The organism is Pseudoalteromonas sp. '520P1 No. 423' (genome assembly GCF_001269985.1).
In the GTDB taxonomy this organism is placed as follows: domain Bacteria; phylum Pseudomonadota; class Gammaproteobacteria; order Enterobacterales; family Alteromonadaceae; genus Pseudoalteromonas.
Genome location: NZ_BBZB01000001.1, coordinates 3,954,518 through 3,974,503, shown reverse-complemented (window position 1 = coordinate 3,974,503; position 19,986 = coordinate 3,954,518). Strand labels below are relative to the sequence as shown.

The 19,986-nt window shown below is 34.9% G+C and carries 18 protein-coding genes and 1 pseudogene; 6 read left to right on the top strand and 13 right to left on the bottom strand.

Features of this window, described 5'->3' with window-relative positions:
* Window positions 1-115: 115 nt before the first annotated feature.
* Complete coding sequence (gene putA, locus PSA_RS18115) at window positions 116-3,916, bottom strand: bifunctional proline dehydrogenase/L-glutamate gamma-semialdehyde dehydrogenase PutA (RefSeq protein ID WP_042147044.1); 3,801 nt, start codon at window positions 3,914-3,916, stop codon at window positions 116-118.
* A 140-nt stretch (window positions 3,917-4,056) separates the two neighbouring features.
* Between putA and PSA_RS18110 the strand changes: the two genes are divergently transcribed.
* Complete coding sequence (locus PSA_RS18110) at window positions 4,057-4,542, top strand: winged helix-turn-helix transcriptional regulator (RefSeq protein ID WP_042147046.1); 486 nt, start codon at window positions 4,057-4,059, stop codon at window positions 4,540-4,542.
* Between the two features lie 118 nt (window positions 4,543-4,660).
* Here the strand turns inward: PSA_RS18110 and PSA_RS18105 are convergent, their stop codons facing one another.
* Complete coding sequence (locus tag PSA_RS18105; RefSeq protein WP_042147047.1) at window positions 4,661-5,269, bottom strand: TIGR04211 family SH3 domain-containing protein; 609 nt, start codon at window positions 5,267-5,269, stop codon at window positions 4,661-4,663.
* A gap of 177 nt (window positions 5,270-5,446) precedes the next feature.
* Here PSA_RS18105 and PSA_RS18100 point away from each other — a divergent pair, with 177 nt between their 5' ends.
* Both PSA_RS18100 and PSA_RS18095 read left to right on the top strand, forming a co-directional pair.
* Window positions 5,447-7,000 carry an inorganic triphosphatase gene (locus PSA_RS18100; RefSeq protein WP_042147053.1) on the top strand — a complete coding sequence of 518 codons (1,554 nt, stop codon included), beginning with the start codon at window positions 5,447-5,449 and terminating at the stop codon, window positions 6,998-7,000.
* A 16-nt stretch (window positions 7,001-7,016) separates the two neighbouring features.
* Complete coding sequence (locus PSA_RS18095) at window positions 7,017-7,661, top strand: START domain-containing protein (protein ID WP_059364981.1); 645 nt, start codon at window positions 7,017-7,019, stop codon at window positions 7,659-7,661.
* On the opposite strand, the gene yacG is transcribed toward PSA_RS18095, so the two are convergent.
* From yacG to PSA_RS18055, 8 genes are all read right to left on the bottom strand, one after another.
* Window positions 7,651-7,884, bottom strand: a complete 234-nt coding sequence (gene yacG, locus PSA_RS18090; RefSeq protein WP_042147191.1) for a DNA gyrase inhibitor YacG — start codon at window positions 7,882-7,884, stop codon at window positions 7,651-7,653. The two genes, PSA_RS18095 and yacG, sit on opposite strands and share 11 nt — an antisense overlap.
* Before the next feature lie 209 nt (window positions 7,885-8,093).
* On the bottom strand, window positions 8,094-8,798 hold the full coding sequence (locus tag PSA_RS18085) for a hypothetical protein (protein WP_042147058.1): 705 nt from the start codon (window positions 8,796-8,798) through the stop codon (window positions 8,094-8,096).
* 177 nt (window positions 8,799-8,975) lie between these two features.
* A complete protein-coding gene (locus PSA_RS18080; RefSeq protein WP_042147060.1) occupies window positions 8,976-9,299 on the bottom strand; it encodes a DUF3718 domain-containing protein in 324 nt (107 codons plus the stop codon).
* A 201-nt stretch (window positions 9,300-9,500) separates the two neighbouring features.
* Entirely contained in the window at window positions 9,501-10,418 is a 918-nt protein-coding gene (locus PSA_RS18075; protein ID WP_197276833.1) for a hypothetical protein, read from the bottom strand.
* Between the two features lie 109 nt (window positions 10,419-10,527).
* On the bottom strand, window positions 10,528-12,114 hold the full coding sequence (locus PSA_RS18070; protein WP_042147197.1) for an AbgT family transporter: 1,587 nt from the start codon (window positions 12,112-12,114) through the stop codon (window positions 10,528-10,530).
* Between the two features lie 198 nt (window positions 12,115-12,312).
* Window positions 12,313-12,936 (bottom strand): thiol:disulfide interchange protein DsbA/DsbL, encoded by a 624-nt coding sequence (locus PSA_RS18065; RefSeq protein WP_042147063.1) that lies wholly within the window; start codon window positions 12,934-12,936, stop codon window positions 12,313-12,315.
* A gap of 8 nt (window positions 12,937-12,944) precedes the next feature.
* Window positions 12,945-13,667: a thioredoxin fold domain-containing protein gene (locus PSA_RS18060; RefSeq protein ID WP_042147064.1), complete on the bottom strand. Its 723-nt coding sequence runs from the start codon at window positions 13,665-13,667 to the stop codon at window positions 12,945-12,947.
* Window positions 13,668-13,777: 110 nt separating this feature from the next.
* Window positions 13,778-14,797 carry a winged helix-turn-helix domain-containing protein gene (locus tag PSA_RS18055; protein WP_042147067.1) on the bottom strand — a complete coding sequence of 340 codons (1,020 nt, stop codon included), beginning with the start codon at window positions 14,795-14,797 and terminating at the stop codon, window positions 13,778-13,780.
* A gap of 164 nt (window positions 14,798-14,961) precedes the next feature.
* Between PSA_RS18055 and PSA_RS18050 the strand changes: the two genes are divergently transcribed.
* Window positions 14,962-15,762, top strand: a complete 801-nt coding sequence (locus tag PSA_RS18050; RefSeq protein WP_059364979.1) for an ABC transporter substrate-binding protein — start codon at window positions 14,962-14,964, stop codon at window positions 15,760-15,762.
* 20 nt (window positions 15,763-15,782) lie between these two features.
* Here PSA_RS18050 and PSA_RS18045 read toward each other — a convergent pair whose 3' ends face one another.
* On the bottom strand, window positions 15,783-16,121 hold the full coding sequence (locus PSA_RS18045; protein ID WP_193216532.1) for a HopJ type III effector protein: 339 nt from the start codon (window positions 16,119-16,121) through the stop codon (window positions 15,783-15,785).
* Window positions 16,122-16,212: 91 nt separating this feature from the next.
* On the opposite strand from PSA_RS18045, the pseudogene tnpA reads away from it, so the two are divergent.
* Both tnpA and PSA_RS18040 read left to right on the top strand, forming a co-directional pair.
* Window positions 16,213-16,642 (top strand): annotated as a pseudogene (gene tnpA / locus PSA_RS24755) (IS200/IS605 family transposase).
* A 150-nt stretch (window positions 16,643-16,792) separates the two neighbouring features.
* A complete protein-coding gene (locus tag PSA_RS18040) occupies window positions 16,793-17,809 on the top strand; it encodes a S9 family peptidase (protein ID WP_042147077.1) in 1,017 nt (338 codons plus the stop codon).
* Between the two features lie 50 nt (window positions 17,810-17,859).
* Here the strand turns inward: PSA_RS18040 and PSA_RS18035 are convergent, their stop codons facing one another.
* Together PSA_RS18035 and PSA_RS18030 are read right to left on the bottom strand one after the other, a co-directional pair.
* Window positions 17,860-19,026 carry a DUF4785 domain-containing protein gene (locus PSA_RS18035; RefSeq protein WP_042147080.1) on the bottom strand — a complete coding sequence of 389 codons (1,167 nt, stop codon included), beginning with the start codon at window positions 19,024-19,026 and terminating at the stop codon, window positions 17,860-17,862.
* Window positions 19,027-19,035: 9 nt separating this feature from the next.
* Window positions 19,036-19,893: a hypothetical protein gene (locus PSA_RS18030; RefSeq protein ID WP_042147083.1), complete on the bottom strand. Its 858-nt coding sequence runs from the start codon at window positions 19,891-19,893 to the stop codon at window positions 19,036-19,038.
* Window positions 19,894-19,986: the final 93 nt, after the last annotated feature.

Here is a 19,986-nt window from a genome sequence, read left to right as displayed (position 1 = left end):
TAAGGGATAATTCCAATTTTAAAACTGAAATTTAAAATGTGGGAAGTTTAAAAATAATGTTAGCGAAGGGAGAGCTCCCTCCGCTAAATTTTCATAAGATAACTGAAATTAAGGTTTAATCTTCTTCAGTTAAAGTCATTAGAGAAGTATTGCCACCTGAGGCCGTTGTATCGATACTTACAGTTTTTTCAGTTACCAAACGATTAATTAACGTATCATAATACTCAGAACTGATCACAGGTAGAATCGCGCCACTGCGTGCAGCTAACTGCTCACTAACAAACCCTTTACGCTCACAACCGCTGCCTATCACTGAACCAGCCAATTTAGGATGTGCAAGAAGTGATTGTAAGTGACTTAATTTAGTTACTTGCAGTACACCTTCAGCAACACCAGTCGAAATTAATTTATCTCTAAATGCTAGAGCTTCGTCATGGAATAAGTCAGAAACGACTGTGATCACTGTATTACCCGTAGCAAGTGCTGTAACGATAGATAACACCCAAAAATTAAATGAAGTATCTTTATCTGCGTAACATGCAACACAGCCGCGAGGCTCAAGGTAAAGCATATTAGATTCGCCAGTTGGTCCTGGTAAAACAGTTGCCTTAGCTAAGCGTTTTTCAATGTTGTTTAATTGCGTGCGCGCATCAGATAACGTCAGTGCTAAATCATCGGCTAATTCATTTACGATCTCAACAGTTGCTACTTTTGCAAGTAGTTGACGTATGGCTGAAATACGATCATTAAGCGGTGCCATGCGCCATAAATTTTCTACTTTCATTGCATTTGTTAGTAGTTTATTTACTTGCTCTTGCGCTGAAGGTAAATTAGACATTTCAGTATCTGTCGCTTTAACACTTGTTGACTGAATGCTTGTTGGTGATGCTTTTTCAGTTACTAAGCGTGTTAAGTAATTTGGACCACCAGCTTTAGGGCCAGTTCCAGATAGACCGCGACCACCAAATGGTTGTACACCAACAACAGCGCCAATCATATTACGATTAATGTAAACATTACCGGCACGAGACATTTTAGCTAAGTAATTTGCGCGTTCTTCAATACGAGTATGAATACCCATAGTTAAACCAAAACCTGTGGCATTAACTTGGTTTATAACATTTTCTAAATCAGAGCCTTTAAAACGTATTACATGAACACATGGGCCAAATACTTCTTTTGTTAGTACTGATAAGTCACTGATTTCGTATAAACGAGGTGCAAAGAAGAAATTGCCTGTATCACCCATCTCTGGCGTTTTACATTCATAATGTAAAGTAGAGCGACCTTTAAGGTACTCAACGTGATCATTTAATGCATCAAATGCTTTTTGATCGATTACGGGACCAACATCTGTTGAAAGCATTGCTGGGTTACCAATATGTAGTTCTTGAAGCGCGCCTTTGAGCATTGTAATTACTTTATCAGCAATTTCTTCCTGAACAAACAATACTCTTAATGCTGAACAACGTTGACCTGCACTTTGAAAACCAGATGAAATCACATCATCAACAACTTGCTCAGGTAAAGCGGTAGAATCGACGATCATACAGTTTTGACCACCAGTTTCAGCAATTAATGGCACTTGATCGCCACCACGTTCAGCCAGTGTTTGAGAGATACGAGTTCCCGTTTCTGTCGAACCTGTGAACATTACTGCTTTAACACGGGTATCAGGCACAATCACTTGGCCTACTTTGCTACCGCGAGCAATAACTGCTTGTACTACGTTTTCAGGTAGGCCAACAGTTTTCATTAATTCAATAGTACGAAGTGCTACTAAACTTGTTTGCTCTGCTGGCTTAGCAATTACTGTATTACCAGTCACAATCGCTGCAGCAACTTGACCTAAGAAAATAGCTAGCGGGAAGTTCCATGGGCTGATACATAAAATCACACCGCGTGCTTCAAAGCGATCATCTTTTGCTAGCTCTTCGGCGCGAGCTGCGTAATAACGACAGAAATCTACTGCTTCACGTACTTCATCAATACCATCTTGTGGGATTTTACCCGCTTCTTTAATACAGATAGCAATTAGCTCATCGCGATGACGCTCTAAAATATCAGCTGTACGGCGTAATAACTCGGCTCTTTTTGCTATCGGTGTCGCAGACCAATCAGTATAAGCGGCTTCTGAATTAACAATCAGCTGCTTCATTTGTGCTTCATCGTGATGGGTTAAGTGGCCAATAATCTCATCATGATTTGCAGGGTTTAAAACCGCATGTGCACCTTCTGGTACATCAGATTTACTAATTTGATTTTCAGTGAACCACTTATCAAGATTTTCTTTGAAAGGTGAAATGTGGTTGATATCAGTTAAATCCATGCCTTTTGAGTTATCACGCTCTTCACCAAATATCTCAATCGGTAGTGCGATTTGTGTATTGGCTTTGTTTTTAAGAGACTGTGTTTTTTCTACCGGATCATGTAATAAAGTTTCAACTGGCTGTGTTTCATCAACAATCGCATTGACAAATGACGAGTTAGCACCATTTTCAAGTAAACGACGTACTAAGTACGCTAATAAGTCTTCATGTTCACCTACTGGTGCGTATATACGACATTGCACTTTATCTTCAGCAATAATTTGCTTGAATAAAGACTCGCCCATACCGTGTAAACACTGGAATTCAAAGTTAGAATGATTGTCACCAGCCATTTCTAAAATCGTTGTTGCTGAGTATGCGTTGTGCGTTGCAAATTGAGGAAAAATTACATCACGTGCATTCATTAACTTAATGGCACAGGCTTTGTAAGATACATCTGTAGATGCTTTACGTGTAAATACTGGGAAGTTTTCTAAACCATCTTGTTGAGATGTTTTAATTTCTGTATCCCAATATGCGCCTTTTACTAAGCGCACCATCATTTTACGGCCAGCTTTGTGTGCTAAGTTTACTAACCAATCAATTACAAAAGTAGCGCGTTTTTGGTATGCCTGAACAGCTAAACCAAAACCATTCCAGTCACCTAAATTATTATCTGAAAAAACAGCTTCAATGATATCTAAAGAGATATCTAAACGGTCAGCTTCTTCTGCATCAACTGTAAAACCTATATCATAGCTTTTAGCTACGAGTGCTAATTCTTTTACTTTAGGAATTAACTCTTCTACAACACGCTCAGAATGGCTAAATTCATAACGGGGATGAAGTGCAGATAATTTAATTGAAATACCTGGGCTTTTTATTGGGCCACGACCATTTGCCGCTTTACCAATAACATGAATCGCATTCATGTAGCTTTGGAAGTAACGCTCAGCATCCGTCATAGTACGAGCGCCTTCGCCTAACATATCGTAAGAGTAGGCATAACCATTTTTTTCTTTTTCAGTAGCGCGCTCTAAGGCTTCGTTAATATTACGGCCCATTACAAACTGTTTACCCATGATTTTCATCGCAACACGTACAGAACGACGAATAACAGGTTCACCTAAACGGCCTATGGTTTTTTTCAATAAGCCAAATTGCTCTTCTTTGCTTCTATCCGAGTAGTCTACAACTTTACCTGTTACTAATAGGCCCCAAGATGACGCATTTACGAATATAGAGTCGCTGTTGCCTAAGTGAGAACTCCAGTCGCCGCCTGATAGTTTATCGCGGATCAAAGCATCTTGTGTATCGCTATCTGGCACACGTAATAAAGCTTCAGCTAAACACATCAGTACGATGCCTTCTTCAGAAGACAGTGAAAATTCAATTAGTAAAGCATCAACACCGCCTTGACCTTGTTGATCTTCACGTATATTAACAACTAGTTGACGCGCGCGTTCCCATGCTCGGCTTCTTGCTGATACACCTACTTCAGCTAATGGTAAAATATGATCTATTACTTTATCTTCATCAATGCGATAAAAATCGCGGATCTTTTGACGAATTTCGCAATCTGTTTTTAAGTTGCCGTTAAATAACATGGGATGACCCTCTAAAATTCGGTATATATTATCAATTGGTGAGCATTTTATAGAAATGACAGCAGGATGTGCTGGCGAATTTTGCCAATATCCGCTATTTTAGTGGGTATTGATTTAATTTAACCGCAGATTATGCTGATATGTCTATTTCTATTAAAACTCGTGTACTAGATCGAATCGATTTAGCAATTTTAGATGCTTTACAGAAAAACGGTCGAATTTCGAACGTAAATTTAGCAGAGCAAGTGAATTTAAGTCCAAGTCCTTGTTTAGATCGCGTAAAGAAGCTAGAAGCTGATGGCTATATTGAGGGTTATTTTGCCAAGCTAAACGCAGAGAAACTAAATCAAAGCTTAGTATCTCATGTACAAGTGACACTTGAGAAATCAACCACAGAAGTATTTACAGAGTTTAGAAAGCATATTTTTGCGATACCGCAAGTAGTAGCGTGCGACATGGTGGCGGGAGGTTATGATTATTTGCTTAAAATAAGAGTTGCAGATATGGCGCAGTATAGAGAAGTTTTAGGTGATTTAGTTGATATACCGGGCGTTTCTACCCATCATACATATATGGTAATAGAAAATATCAAGCATGATGATGGTGTCGTAGTTCAAGAATCTTAATTACAGTGTGAGATAGCATAGGTCGAAAGTTCTGTGCGTTAATCGTTTTGAGGTGGATAGATGTTTTAAGTTAGCGAGACTTTGTTGTACTCGCTAACCCTATTTAATGTTCAATAGCTTATGCCCAACCGCTGCGTTTACGACGTGACAACATTAAAGTAAGCAAAATACCGATAAACAAACCGGTGAACGCAATACCACCACCATAAAGTAACAATTGTTGTTTTTCTTTTTCATTAGCGGCTTGTGTTGAATTTGATTGCTGCTCTATTTTATCATTCAGTGTTTTTATTTGTTGTTTTAAATCTGTATTCTCAGTTAACAAAATGGCACTTTGTTGTTGTAGCTTAGGTAGTTGAATCTGTGCTTCTCTTAAATCATTTTGTGCAATTGTCATTATTTGCGTTAATTCTTGATTTTTAAAAGCCAGTCCTGGCGTTTTAGAGATATAACGTTTATCAACCCAACCCGTTCTACCTTTAGTATCTTTTACTTTTGTGAAACCAGAGTCATCATCCTGTTCTAAAAAATCAAGTTCAGTGCCTGCATTAACAGAGCCTAATATTCTAAAGTTTTTACCAGCACCTGCATGCATATATATATAAAGGCTATCAGTAATATATATTTTTTTAGCATCAGTTTGCTCTGTATTGATTATATTGTCTTCGGCAACAACATGGGAGGCAAAGCTTAGCAATGCGATGACAAAAATGAATGGTTTTAACATATTGAGCCTTTGATTATTTTTTAAGATGAAAAGCGCCTTAATAATATGAAGTTAAAGGTTTAATAGCAAGGGTACATAATTTAGAAGGCATATTATTTTCCAAAAAATTTGCTTTTATACTAAGGATTAGTTTATTTTGACTACTTGTTTACTTATTAAAGTCATTTTCCAAACCGAATGGATACAGAACTAACGGATACTGAGATAGAGCTTAAATTTCTAGTCTCAGATAATGTCATCGCTCACATTCCTGCTATTATCACTGAATTTGCTAAAAAAGTGATAAATAAGCCATCTAGAAATTTACAAAATGCATATTTTGATACTGCTAGTCGAGAGTTTAGAGCGCTTGATATTGGATTAAGAACTCGCTGCTTTGGTGGTGAAACATGCAATGATAATCAATGTGAGCAAACCATTAAACTTGCCGGGAAAGTTGTTGGTGGCTTGCATCAACGACCAGAATACAATTTACCTTTAGAGGGTAAACATCCTGATTTATCATTATTTGACGCAAATATCTGGCCTCATGGTATGCAGATTGATGCAATAAATAAAAACATCTATCCAATATTTAGCACTAACTTTATACGCCGTACTTGGATCTTAGAAACTGAATCTGGCACTAAAATAGAGCTTGTTTTAGATAAAGGGGAGATCAGCGCATCAAATCAAGTTGAAACCATTTGTGAAGTTGAAATGGAGTTGGTCAGTGGTAGTCGTTCAGATTTATTTATACTCGCTCAAAAATTAATTTCGCATTCAGAGGTTAGGCTTGGATTATATAGTAAAGCTGCGCGAGGATATCGTATTGCAGACAATAAACCGCTTATCGCTGATAGCACATTAAACTCGGTGTCTTTAGCGCCAGATAGTACGTTAGAACAAGCATTTAGCGCATGTTTACAGTATGGTATCGAGTTTGTGCAAAAACATGAGCAATGTTACTTTGATGCCCCGGCTTTACATACTTTAAAGCGCATTAATGATGGTGTAAGCGTTATTATTCATGCTTTTGGTTTGTTTAGTAATATTTTAAATAAAGATAAAATCAAACCTTTATTAGATGAATTAAACTGGCTTTTAAAAGAGTTGAGTTGGGTTGAAACGGCTGTTCAACTAAAAAATTACACTTCAAAAAAACATGCTTATTATAAAAAGATAAAAAGCGCACCTGAGTTAAATCAAGTTATAGATAACTTAAAGCTACAACATCCTGACGTCAGCAAAATGCATCAAGTATTTTGTAGTGCGCGATACAATCATTTAATTTTAAATTTGACTATTTTTTTAGTTGATGAAAAATGGCAAAATGATTGGAATGCCACACACTTACTATTAGCTGAGCAGAAAGTAACAGATAAAGCCGCGAGTTTATTTGAAAAAGATTGGCATGAAATTAGAGGTTTAATTGGTTCAGAACAGGATATATCAGAAAAAACCTATATAGCCCAAAAAGAACAATTAGAGCGGAATTTATTAAGCGGCTGTTGTTTAGGTGACTTGTTTAATCAAGCATTAAGAGAAGAATTTAGAACTCCTTGGTTAGATATAATTGATGGCATTGATGAATTATGTACTTTAGATTACCTTAAACGTTTATGCTCAGCGCAAAATGATGACAGTTTAAGTAAAATCAAAATCTGGCTAGAACAAAAATCAGAAAATTTGCTTTCAGCAATGGAGCAAAGTCGTTTAGCGACATTTAAATCAGCACCATATTGGCGCTGAATACTGATGATGCGAAATGATTAGTAACTTGCTTATTAATGGAAAAATAAAATTATACTTGTTATTTATGCTTACTGTATTAAATATAAGCATGGCATATTCAACTGAGCCTTGGGTATTATATAAAAATAAATCTGGGATTAAAGTTTATAAAAAAAATACGCATACAGGCTTAGTTAAATTAAAAGCTCAGACGACATTAAAGGCTAAGGTAAGTGACTTTGTCTTTTTACTTGAAGATACTGAGAATGCCACACAATGGTTAGATGGTGTTATATCGGTATCTGTTATAAAACATTTATCTGAAGTTGAGAATATTGTTTATAGTGTATTTAATGCTCCTTGGCCTTTTAAAAATCGTGATATGCTGACTTATTCTATTTATCAGTATTATGACGATGGGAGCTTATTGATTAAAATGAAAACGGCTCCACCCAGTTTAACTGATGGCATTGAAAAAAATGGTAACAATATCGCTATAACGGGGGTTGAAGCCAGTTGGCGATTAACTCCAGTACAAGATGGTATGCTTGAAATAACTTATATGGCTTATGCTGAACCAGGTGGTTCATTACCGAACTGGTTAATTAACCAGTTCGCATTGTCAGGGGCATTTAATACATTCAAAAACTTATTCAAAGCGTTAAAATCTACTCCTTAAAAAAATCTTGCTCATTTGCTGCAAGCATGGCTTCAATATCCTCTATCATATCTGCAGATATTTCAGCATCAACTTTCATAGGTGACGAAATTTTATTATTCTCAAATGACCACTCGCCTAAATCAATTAATTGACAACGCTTAGAACAAAAAGGGCGATGTTCTGATTTTTCATTCCAAACAACTTTGTTTTGGCAAGTAGGGCAGTTTACTTCTAATGTCATGTTAAATAGTCTCGTTTTAAATTTTTGGTTTTGTAAATAAAAGCTCAATCTGCAGCTATTTTATCACTTGCTCTAAAGTCAGATATTTATAATATTTTACCTAATTTTAGCTTAAAGTGGATTGAAATATAAGTAATAGGCGTATATATCCTAAGCGATAGGAGGTTATTGTTAATTAAAGAACCAGCTTAGTATATGAGTAATATTGACTAGTTTATTAAGTCGCCTATTATTTGATTAGTGGATTTTTCATAATAAGTTGCAATGAGTAAAACGCGTTGCAATTCTTCATCAACAGTCATATTTTGTTTCTTAAATAATATTTTTACCGCCTGTATAACATTTGCATAATTTTTTAAATCAATGGATTGCTGTGCTGTTTCAATTTCAATTAAAGCTAATAATGCGGTGAACTCATGCGCAGGCAAAGTATTTAAATTAGTATTTGCCAGCATATATGCTTCTATTGGTGTTAAGTTTTTATAATCTCTTTGTGTTAAAGCAGAGCTGAGTGATTCATTACTTTCAAATAACATCATAGAGCGTAAGTAGTTAAATGGCGGTAACTCTGAGTATTGTGCTTTACCCACTAATAAAAAGTGCAGAGCATTTCTTTGTTGCTGATTTACTTTACTAAAATTGTCATTTAGCTGTAGTGCAGGCGTAAAAAAACTTAATGCGTCACTCGTATTAATTTGATTTATCAGTGTTTCGGGTAAGCCTTTTGATTCTATGAATTTAGTTGCAATTTGCTGGTAAAACTCAAACACAGATAAAGACTTTTGACCTTGCTGATATACAAATGCTAATTGGTCTATATTTTCAATCTCGTTAGATTGCTGGTAAAAAGCTAAAAGCGCTTTAAAGTCTTTTTTAGTCAATAAAGTGAGCAGTGTCTGAATATGTGGTTTCATTAAAAGGAAGCTTTAGATTAATACTTAAAGTTATTGTAATCATAGTTAGTAAGTGTCACAAATTTAATCTAATAAAATATGTGTAAAAGAATTTAAACACTAAAAAGCCGTACTTTAAAGTGCGGCTTTTTAGCTGATGACTGATTCTCAGTTTAAAGTTATTTATTACATATAACTTTAAATTTTAGCGATATATTGTGCCGGTTGTGTGCGGTAGCTATTAATTTTTTTAGCGACTTTATTGGCACCTTGTTCTTGTGCGAAGCTGGCAATATCAAGTCCATTACAGCTAACTACATCAGCGACTTTTTTCATTGAAAGGCGTGACTTTGTAACTGCTTGGCTAAACTTCATAAGCTTGCCTTTTGCTGCAGCAACACAAATTTCAGTTGAAACTGAGTTATCAGTCGCTTGAATATGTTTAGTATCTGCCATTGCAGAGCCTGCAAGTGTTACTGAAGATAATGCGATAGTTGCTGCTAATACTTTTAATGTTTTCATAGTCGTTCCCTGTGCTATATAAGCGTTAAATTATTGATGACTGTTTTGTTTTGATAGGTCTAGATTAGCGTTTTTAAAAAGAGAGATGAGACTTATGTGTTAAACGGATAAATTTGGTGATTAAGGGGGAAATTAAATGATAAATATGAGAATCAATTTAATACAGTTCTTTATATGGACTGTATTAACTTGTTTATATTTTTATTTTCTTTTATAAAAGTACATTTTAGCTGCGCCACTGCTCGATGCTTCGCTTAATGTATAAAATCCACTGCTATCTTGTTTCCATGCGATTGCTTCACCTTGTGGTTCGGCTTTATAGGGCAAACGTTGAGGTGCTGTTGTTAATAGTTCTTCAATGGACTCATTAGCTTGTTTTTTCCAGTAATAAATATTTTGATAGTCTTTTAATAATACTTCATTGCCAGCAACTGAAATATCACCCGCGACTATTTTATGGATATCAAGGGTTGCTACCTTAGTTAATATATTTATCTGTGTTGTTGATTGTGGGTAGCGAGCAACATAAACACCGACTTGCTTTTCTCGTTTTGAAATAACAAAAATATCTTTGGTGATCGGATCTACCATTAAAGTTTCAGCATCTCGCTTGCCATCAGGGAATTCGAAGGTGATAGTATCAATATGCTCTTTTGCAATGTTGATTTGGTTATCACTGGCTTGCTGACTGACATTAGGCTCCATAAAACGGTAAATTACTTTTTCTTTGTATTGAGCGCGGTTATCACCAATATCACCCACGTATAAATAGCTAGTATTAGCTTTGGGGCCTGGTCCTATACTGATATCTTCCCAATCTCGAGCAATCGCACCTTCTAAGGTATAAGTGCCTAGGTTGTCACCTGATTGAGATATTAAAAAAATGCGATTTTTATCTCCACTGTCGTTATGAGTCCAAAAAGCTCTTGGATTATTATGACTTGCGACTAAGCCGGATGCTTCATCTATCTCATCTAATTTGAGTTTGCCATGGTTAGCTGCTTGTTCAAAGAGAGCGCTATTTAAAGTGACATTTTCATTAACTTCATTTTTAGGAAGGTTGTGATAAACACCAATAGAAGCAACTATGATAATAACTGTGATAATCGTTTTTTTCATTATATTGTTTTAAGTGAGATTTAATGCAATTGAGTATACGTAAATGTGAAGAATAAAAAAGCCAGGATAACCTGGCTTTTTATAAAATATCTAACGCTTTGGGTATTATTTATGGCTGGTAATAAATAGGTGAACCAGGACCTACAGGCATATTAAAAACAAATACCCAAACATAAAATAAAGCAACCCAACCAAAAAAGAAGACAATACTATAAGGCAGCATCGTGGCGATAAGAGTACCTATGCCCATATCTTTTTTATATTTAACTGCTACCGCGAGAATTAAACCAAAATAACTCATCATAGGGGTGATTAAGTTTGTTACGGAATCGCCAATTCTATAAGCCGCTTGAATGGTTTCTGGTGCGTAACCAATTAACATTAGCATCGGCACAAAAATGGGTGCTGTAATAGCCCATTGTGCAGAAGAAGAGCCTAAGCTTAAGTTTACAAAGGCACACATTAGAATGAATAGTACAAATACTTCAGGACCTGTTAAGTTCATCGCTTGTAACAATGTCGCGCCATTTACCGCTAAAATAGTCCCTAGGTTTGTCCATTTGAAAAACGCAACAAATTGCGCTGCAAAAAAGACTAATACGATATACATGCCCATAGAACTCATGCTTTTAGACATCGCATCAATGACATCTCTATCATTACGCATAGTGCCAACAACACGACCATAAACAAAGCCAGGAATGGCAAATGTGATAAAGATAAATACAACGATGCCTTTTAAGAAAGGAGAGCCTGCTACTAGGCCTGTGTCTGGATGTCTTAAAATACCGTCACTTGGTGCGATTGTAAGTGCTAATAAGCCAGACATCACTAATAAAGCAATACCTGCATATTTTAGGCCTTTTTTCTCTGTTACAGTTAAGTGATCTATGCTGTTTTGGCTTAAATCAATACTGGCTTCATTGTCGTTATATTTACCTAAACGCGGCTCTACAATTTTTTCTGTAACAAAGGTGCCCAAAATAGCGATTAATACAGTTGAAATCATCATGAAATACCAGTTAGCCTCAGGACCTACTTGGTAATTAGGATCTATCATTTGCGCCGCGGGAGTTGTAATACCTGCAAGTAAAGGATCTATCGTGCCTAATAATAAGTTAGCACTATAACCACCAGATACGCCGGCAAATGCAGCTGCAAGACCCGCTAAAGGATGGCGACCTAAACTATGAAATATCATAGCGGCTAATGGGATCAGCACAACATAGCCTAGCTCTGATGCGGTATTAGACAATATAGCTGCAAATACCACCATAAAGGTAACTAATCTTTTTGATGCGCCCATTACCATGCCGCGCATTGATGCAGATAATAAACCTGAATGTTCAGCAACACTTACACCTAATAGTGCAACTAATACTGTGCCTAATGGTGCAAAACCGGTGAAGTTAGTTACTAAACCCGTAACGATTCTTTGTAATCCATCAGCACTCAATAAACTGACAACTTCAATCACGCCATCAGCTTCTCTACCTGCGGAACCTATTGGGCGCGGATCTATTGCAGATAAACCAAACCAACTGGCAATGCCGCTGAATATGATGATGGCTAAACAAAATAAAGCAAACAAGGTAATAGGGTGAGGTAACATGTTACCTAAAAATTCAACCGTAGCTAAAAAGCGATTAAACCAACCTTTTTCCTTATTAGGCGCTGAGACTGTAGTTGTCGTCATTAAAAAGTACTCAAATTTCAAAATTTCGTAACCATAACATTAATGGAAAAAATGACCTATTAAAATTGCGGTGAATTTTATTTTTTTACGATGTATAACTGAGGGTTTAAGTTTCATTAGTTAAAATTTAGGTTCTGTTTATATTTTACAAATTATAGCGGGGGTTTAAAAGGCAAATTAAATTTGCCTCAGTGTGGATTAAGTGTTTTTAGTGAGTAGGTAAATTACTAAATCATTATATTGACTTTGATTGCTAATTTTATGTGTTTCGACTTTATATTTGCCGTTAATAATTACCGTTGGTACAGTTGTTACGCCTTGTTTTCTTAAAACTGCGGTTTTTAGTTGTGCCTTATTAAATTGTGTTTTCACGGCAAAGCTATTAAAAGCTTTATCAAAATCCTTTTCTTTAATGCCATTTAATAAAAATATATTTTTAATGTCTTTGATGGAATTAAAGTTAGCTTTATTTTTATGAATATAGCTAAAAATAATTGGCGTTATCTGCTGTTTTACTTTAAGGATATCAGCCGTGATCAAAGCTTTAGTAAGTGCTTGTTCAATTTCTAAATTTTTACCTGGCATGCCATCAACATGATTTTTCTTAAAAATAACATCACTCGGTAAATTAGCGATGAGATTTTTCATCACGGGTTCTTGTTTATAACAATGCGGGCAATAAAAAGAGAAGAATTCAATAACAGACTTTTCTGTTTTAAAGGGGGTTTTAACTTCAGTATAATGTTCACCCAGTTTGAATTGTGTTGCATTAGCTAATGTTGAAACGAATAAAATAACTAAGGCTAAAAGTTTATATTTCATATCAGTTCCTAATTAAGAATTTGAGTGAGTTGCTTTGTTGTGAGGTATCCTGGAGTTATCGAGCCATCTGGAAATATGATTGTTGGCGTAGAATTAATGCCAAATTCAGAAGCTAAAGCAAGCTGCTGTTTTAAATTACTCTTGCATGCGTTATGAGTGCTAAATTGATTATTCATAGCCAAAGTCATATTATGTTGCGGGTTATCAGAGCACAATACGGAGTTTGTTTTATCAAATGAGGGAGAGTTTAATCCTGCTCTAGGTAACATAATGTAATTTACTGAAATTCCCCTGGCATTGAGTTCTGGAATTTGTTTATGAAATTGTCTGCAATAACCACAATCTATATCAGTAAATAAAGTGATTAGATGTTGCTCTTCAGTAGTGGATGCAAAGCTGAGTTGCATATTTTTAGATAAATTGTCTAATTTAAATTTTCTATTTTGTTTTTCTTTTAATTCAACAATGTTTGTTTTGCTGTGAGTATCTATTATTGCGCCAGCAAAAATATATTTACCATCGCTGCTTGCAAATAGTGTTTTAGTCCCTAAATTAATTTCAATTAACTGTGAATCGTACTGAGTTATTTTCAGTTCTTTTTTAGTTTGCAATAGTGCGATTATTTTATTTTTTATACTGGGTTCTACAATGATTTTAGTTTGGCTTTGAGCAAGATTGCTGCTTGAATAAAAGCATAATGAGAGTGCGAAACTCAGTGATTTTAATTTCATAATTTAACTCCTTTATTGTTAAGGAAGTTATATTATAAATTGTGTATATAAGTGAGTTAATTAATCTATAAAGACCTATAAATATCTATATATTAAGCTTAAACAATAGCTTATGAATTAAACGAGTCTTTCAGATAAATCGTGTTTGAAAGTAAAAATTCAGACTCTTTTAAAGGAATACATACTGCTTTTTTATCATGGATTGAGAGCTTTTTAATTTGATCGCACATATCTGAATATAATTTGTTTTGTTTTAAATCATCTTGATAGTTTTCGTTATTTTTATAATAGCTTTCGGCTATTTTATCTTTTTGTTGCTGAGAGTTATGGCTATCACCTATTACTTTTAATAATGATGTGACTCTTTCGTCAGTAGCAGCGATAGAGCATACCGATTGAGAGGCTTTTAAAACATTTGCACCATTAATCGCATATTGCAGTGCATCAAATACCATACCTTGCTTGTCGTAAATTCGACTTAATAGGTCTGAAGCCATCGAGTAGTTATATGATGAGGCTATTTTATTATTTAATATTTCTCTGGCGTATGACTCTGAAGCAGTTAATTTATTTTGTTGAAATAAACTTTCAGCTAATAACAGTTTTGTTTCTGTTGATTCTGGATTTTCTTTTAAGCTAAATTGCAACCACTTTTGAGCTTCTTGATTATCACCATGAGATAAAGCCACAACAGCTTTTGAATAAGCAGTGATTGCAGGTAAATTAGTATTGTTAATATCTGTTTGATTATTGCTTGTAAAAAATAAAGCAGATGAAGCGAGACATAAAATACTTACAGCTATGCCAAGGTATGCTTTTTGTTGTGTATTTTTAATTTCGCTGGTGGCAGCCACCCATTGGTAACCTAAATTAGGTTGTGTACGAATAAGCTCATTATCGGATAGTTTTCTTATCTCACTGATCACTTGAAATAAAGTATGGTCTTGCACATGCTCTGTCAGCCATACTGATTTGAATAGCTCTTTTTTACTGATTATTTTATGTCTATTTGCAATTAAATAAGCCAAAAGCATTGCAGTTTTTGGGCGAACAGTATGTTTGATTTTATTTTTTGTTAACTGGTAGTTTTCACTATTGAATTGAAACTGTTCAAATTTATATTGCGACATAAAAAATACTTATAACTTTTGTTTGTTAAAAGTTAGCAATTTATTTTGGTTGGTGCAATATTGTTACAATTTAGTTTTTATATAATGTGTATTTATCGCTCTGTTTTTTGAAATAGTTACTAGGTTTGTATATTATCTGCCAACTAATTTTATGAAGGTTTTTTATGACGCGTAATATTCCATTGCTACTAATAATAATGTTATTTAGTTGTAATGTTTTTTCTCAAAAGGTTACTGTTCCCAAGGTGCCCCAACCTTTAGAGGTTTACGCAAATCATATACCGCCTTATTCAATAATTGATAATGGTGAAATATCCGGTTTTAGTGAACTTATTTTTAGGCGTTTAACAGAAAAAACACAGTATCAGGTAAATTATAATCAAATTAATTGGGCTCGTGCTTATAAAAATATTACAACAGAACAATACGCTGTGATGCTTGCTTTATCACGTATACCAAAACGAGAAGCTTTATTTCATTGGGTTGGTAAAACGGGGCGCCTAACACCAAGTATTTGGTGTAAAAGTGAGAGAGCTAAAGAATATAATATTATGTTTGAACATGACATTTCTAATTATACATTTGCTGAAGTGAGGGGGTTTAGGTTTCATAGTTATTTAGAGTCATTAGATGGTTTCCCTAAAAAAAATTTACAGTTAACACGAGACAAAGATCAAGCTATTGGTTTGTTAATGAAAGAGCGCGTTGATTTCATGGCGGGGGATGAGCTCGTCTTAAGGTGGCGATTAAAAACATTAGGGCATAGCTTTACTGATGTTTCGCGTGTTTATCAATTTAATAATACAACGAATAATTTATATATAGCTATGAGTAAAAATACGCCATTAGAAATCGTTAATGATTTTAAGCAAGCATATGAGGAGCTAAAAACATCTGGCGAATTAGCTAACTTGCACCAAGCTTGGTTAAATAAATTAAATGTGGAAATAGATAAGAAATTATAAGTGCTTATCTATTTTTAAGGCTATTTAGCTTTTAATGCCAGGGCTTTAAATTCAATACCTTGCCAGCCTGTTTTCATAAAATTCCTGATATTTTGATGGTCGGTATTGGAAGGATTTTGCAATACATCATCTCGGTAATATTTACCAAAGTAAGCCAAAGTTTGTTCTTGGGTCAATTGGTTTAATTTAGCAAATGAAAAAATTTTACATGAGCCTGAATTGTCACCTGCTTGATTGACTAAATCACCATTTTTAAATTCTTGCGCTGTGAATTCGTAATTTTCATCTATAACAGCCATAGTATCAGTGAATTCAATTGTATTTTCTGCAAAGTTAAGTTTTTCTAAAAAACTATTCATTTCAATCCGTTATTTTTGTTCACCAGAGATATTTATTTCTTGCGCTATATGTAATCTCTTTGCTCAACCAAAAGTAAAGAGGAAACAACCTATGCGAGATTATAAAAGTTTGACCCATACAAGATGGGATTGTAAGTACCATATCGTTTTTATTCCTAAAAAATGTCAAAAATTGATATATGGAGCAATAAGAACATTTAGGTGACACTTTTCATGAATTAGCAAAACGAAAAGGCGTTATTATAGAAGTAGGACACTTGATGAAAGATCATGTTCATATGTGAATTAGTATTCCACCAAAATTTTCAGTTTCAACAATTGTTGGTTATATAAAAGGTAAAAGCGCGATTTCGATAGCAAAAAACTTTAGAGGAAAGCAACGAAACTTCAATGGTGAAAATTTCTGGGCTAGAGGGTATTTTGTTTCTACGATAGGTTTGGATGAAAATATGGTGATTGAGTATATTCGAAATCAAGAAAAAGTAGATGAGCATCGAGCTCAACTGAAATTTGGAATTTAATACGCCTTGGGCGTTAACTTTAGCCTTTCGAGGGCGTAATCAAATAAGCCTCCGGCTCTGCCGGCGGTAATTTAACTTAAATAGATTGATTTTTCTAAAGTAATTAGGTACGAGTTACGTTGGATTTTAATTTGAAGATATTGATAAATAATGAAAAAAATAAAATTACATGGAAAGTACATTAAAACAGCTTTCATTACTGCGACATTAGTTACAAGCTTTTTTGCTCAGGCAAATTTTGTTGAAGAAAAAATAGCAATAGATAACCCTAAAACTTGTTTTAGAGGGCCTTTTCAAAGTCATGATAAGTGGACTGGCTTTTTAAGCAAAAAAAAGGAAAACTTTAATAAAAATAAATTTAATGAAATGTTTCCACCAATAAAGTTCGAGCAGGTAAAAAACACAATTGAATGTATTGATTTCACTTATCAAGTAGACGGCTTTACAGTTGCTGGCTTTTACCTAAAGCCTAAGTTTATAAAAGGAGAAAAGCTACCTGTAATCATTTATAACAGAGGTGGAAATGGATCTTTTGGTGTAACTAAATTTATCACAAAAGTTGATAAGTTAGCTTCACTCGCTAAACAAGGCTTTATAGTTATAGGTAGTCAGTATAGAGGCAGCTCAAAGCATATTAAAAATAATGGTAAGGATGAATTTGGTGGTGCGGATGTTAACGATGTTTTAGCTTTGACCCAGTTGTTAGATGAAATACCTGATGCAGATAGTAGTAGAGTTGGTATGCATGGCTGGAGTCGTGGTGGTATGCAAACTTATATTGCGGCTAAATCATTACCTAATATAAAAGCAATTGCAGTTGGGGCTGGTAATAGTGATGAAGAAATGGCATTAAAGATACGTCCTAAATTTGAAAAAATGCTTATAAAAAGAGTGCCTAACTTTAAAGAAAATAGAGCTGAAGAATTAGAAAAACGTTCAGTTATTAAATGGACTGATAAATTACCAAAAAAAGCACCTATTTTGTTACTTCATGGTGATAAGGATTGGCGTGTCAATGTAGAGCAGTCTATTCAATTAGCTGCAGTACTAAAAAAAGAGAATCATCCTCATAAGTTAGTGGTTTACCCTGGTGGAAATCATGGGTTGACTAAACATCGACAAGAAGTAAACCAAGAATTAATAACTTGGTTTAAAAAATATTTATAAACAGATAAAAGGGGCTCAAAAGCCCCTTTAGAACTTAGCAATAATATCAATTACCAAGCTTTATCTTGTTCTATGATTGCTTTTGATACACTTGTTTGCGGTAATACCATCATTCTTGTTTGATCTGTCAAAATAATATTACTTAAAGAGTAAGGGCCTTTTGTTAGCGTGGAGACTTTAAAAGGCATATTTAAGCTTTCATCAAATGATAAAAATTTTGCAACTTCAGCTGTTGCGATATCTATTTTTTGATTGTTCAGAGTATAACCTTGCAAAGTGGCTTTTACGGCAAAACGACCTTCTTGAGCAATGTTTACTGGTACATTTACATTGATCAAACCTTTATTGTTAGACTGAATGTTTATATCTGTTGTCACTACATTTGCAGTTTGGGCCGTTTGAATAAAAGGCACCTTGATGGTTCTTTTTATTTTATTGGCTAAGTGTTTTGCACTGACATCAAGCTCTACTTGGTATAGTCCTTTTACTGCTCCTAGTTGCTCTAACTCATTAGAAAAATCTATCTTGCCTTGATTATATTTAAGCTCAACAGATTCACCTAAAGGGCTAATTAAACGCGCACTTACATCGGTATTATAAAACTGTTTATTAGTAAGCTCAGCTTTGATTGTTAATTGCGGTTGAAATTGCTTTTTAATTTCAAGCGGAGCAGTAACGTTTAATTTAAATGCTGAATTTTTATCTTTAACATGCACTATGTATTTATCGTCAGCAATAAGCGGTTGAGCATACTTTAAAACGCTAGGTGCATTGAGTGATGCATTTTGTACTTTTAAAGCAATACTGCCATCTTTAAATCCAGCTAATGCCATTTCTTTTTGTGCTGCAAGCTGTACTAACTTTTGCTTACTCGCTAGGTTATTTCCTAATTGAATGTGATTAAGTTCTAAATTTTGAGGCTTAAATACTGCTCCTTGATCAAATCTTGCTTTAGGGGTGAGTTTCACTAAAGTAGACGCATCGCTAAGATACACTTTAATGCCATTGTTTAGCTGGGCACCAGTTACAACTTGCCAATATTCATTACTGGTATATGTTTTTTTATTTTGTGTTGTTAGATCTGTTTTATAGCTAGATGGCCATTGATAAAATGTCGCCTCATCGTTGTTAGCTTGTGCATGTGAAGCACAAGATATCGCAATTGCTATTAATGTGACGGCTGTAGATAACTGATTTATTGTTTTTGAAGTTTTCATTGCTATCTCCTAAATACGATTACGTAATAAGCTATCTAAACCAAAACATTTACGTCGACTTTGCTGGTGGCTTAGGGGTTCTTTGCCATTTGATTTTTCTTTGTCTGTAAACCAAACACTGCCAGCAGCAGATTGTGAACTACAGTTTAAAAAGCCATCAGAGCAGCTGTCTAACCAATTTTGAGTCACCTCTAGTGCGACTTGGTACTGATAGCCTGCACAGTAGCTATCGCCATCCCAAAAAGCGGAATCTACATCACTTCCAACGACGGCTTCAAAGGTCGATTGCAAATTTGGTCTACCTGAGGTGCCAAATAACCATTGTTGGTTATAAAAGTTCATCCAACTCACTTGTTGCTGTTTTACCGCATCGCTGCCATAGCCTAATATCCAGCCTAAGCTGGTTTCAAAAGCATTGCCTGCAACAGCTGCATCGGCAAGGGGTGTTCCGCCGCTTGATGGTGCGAGTGCAATTGTATGCTTTACCTTGTTAATGATATTTGGATAGCGACTGTCATAAGTTGGATTAGATAAAATCCAACGAACAATGTTGCCGCCATTTGAATGTGTTATAAGTTTTAACTCAGTGATCCCTTGATTTGAAATGAAGTCTGTTAATCCCTGGGCTAAGCAACCAGAAGCATTTTCATTCCACATAAATTGATCGAAATCACAGTTTATGACTGTGTATTTATTTGAGTTAGGTAAGCCTTGTCTGACAGAGTCTATAAACTCTGATGTCCAGTAGTCATTTTTAGCATCGGTTTGTTTACCGGTACCATGAATGAATGCTAACCCTGTATTGGCATTTGCGACACAAGTCATTAGTGAAGCAAATATGAGTCCTGTTTTTATTGTTTTTTTCATTGTGTGTTCCTGTAAATTGATTATGTATTTACTGGTTGGAGGTTTGACCTTCGATCACAATTTATACAGTGAAGTTTAAAAAAACAACATTTA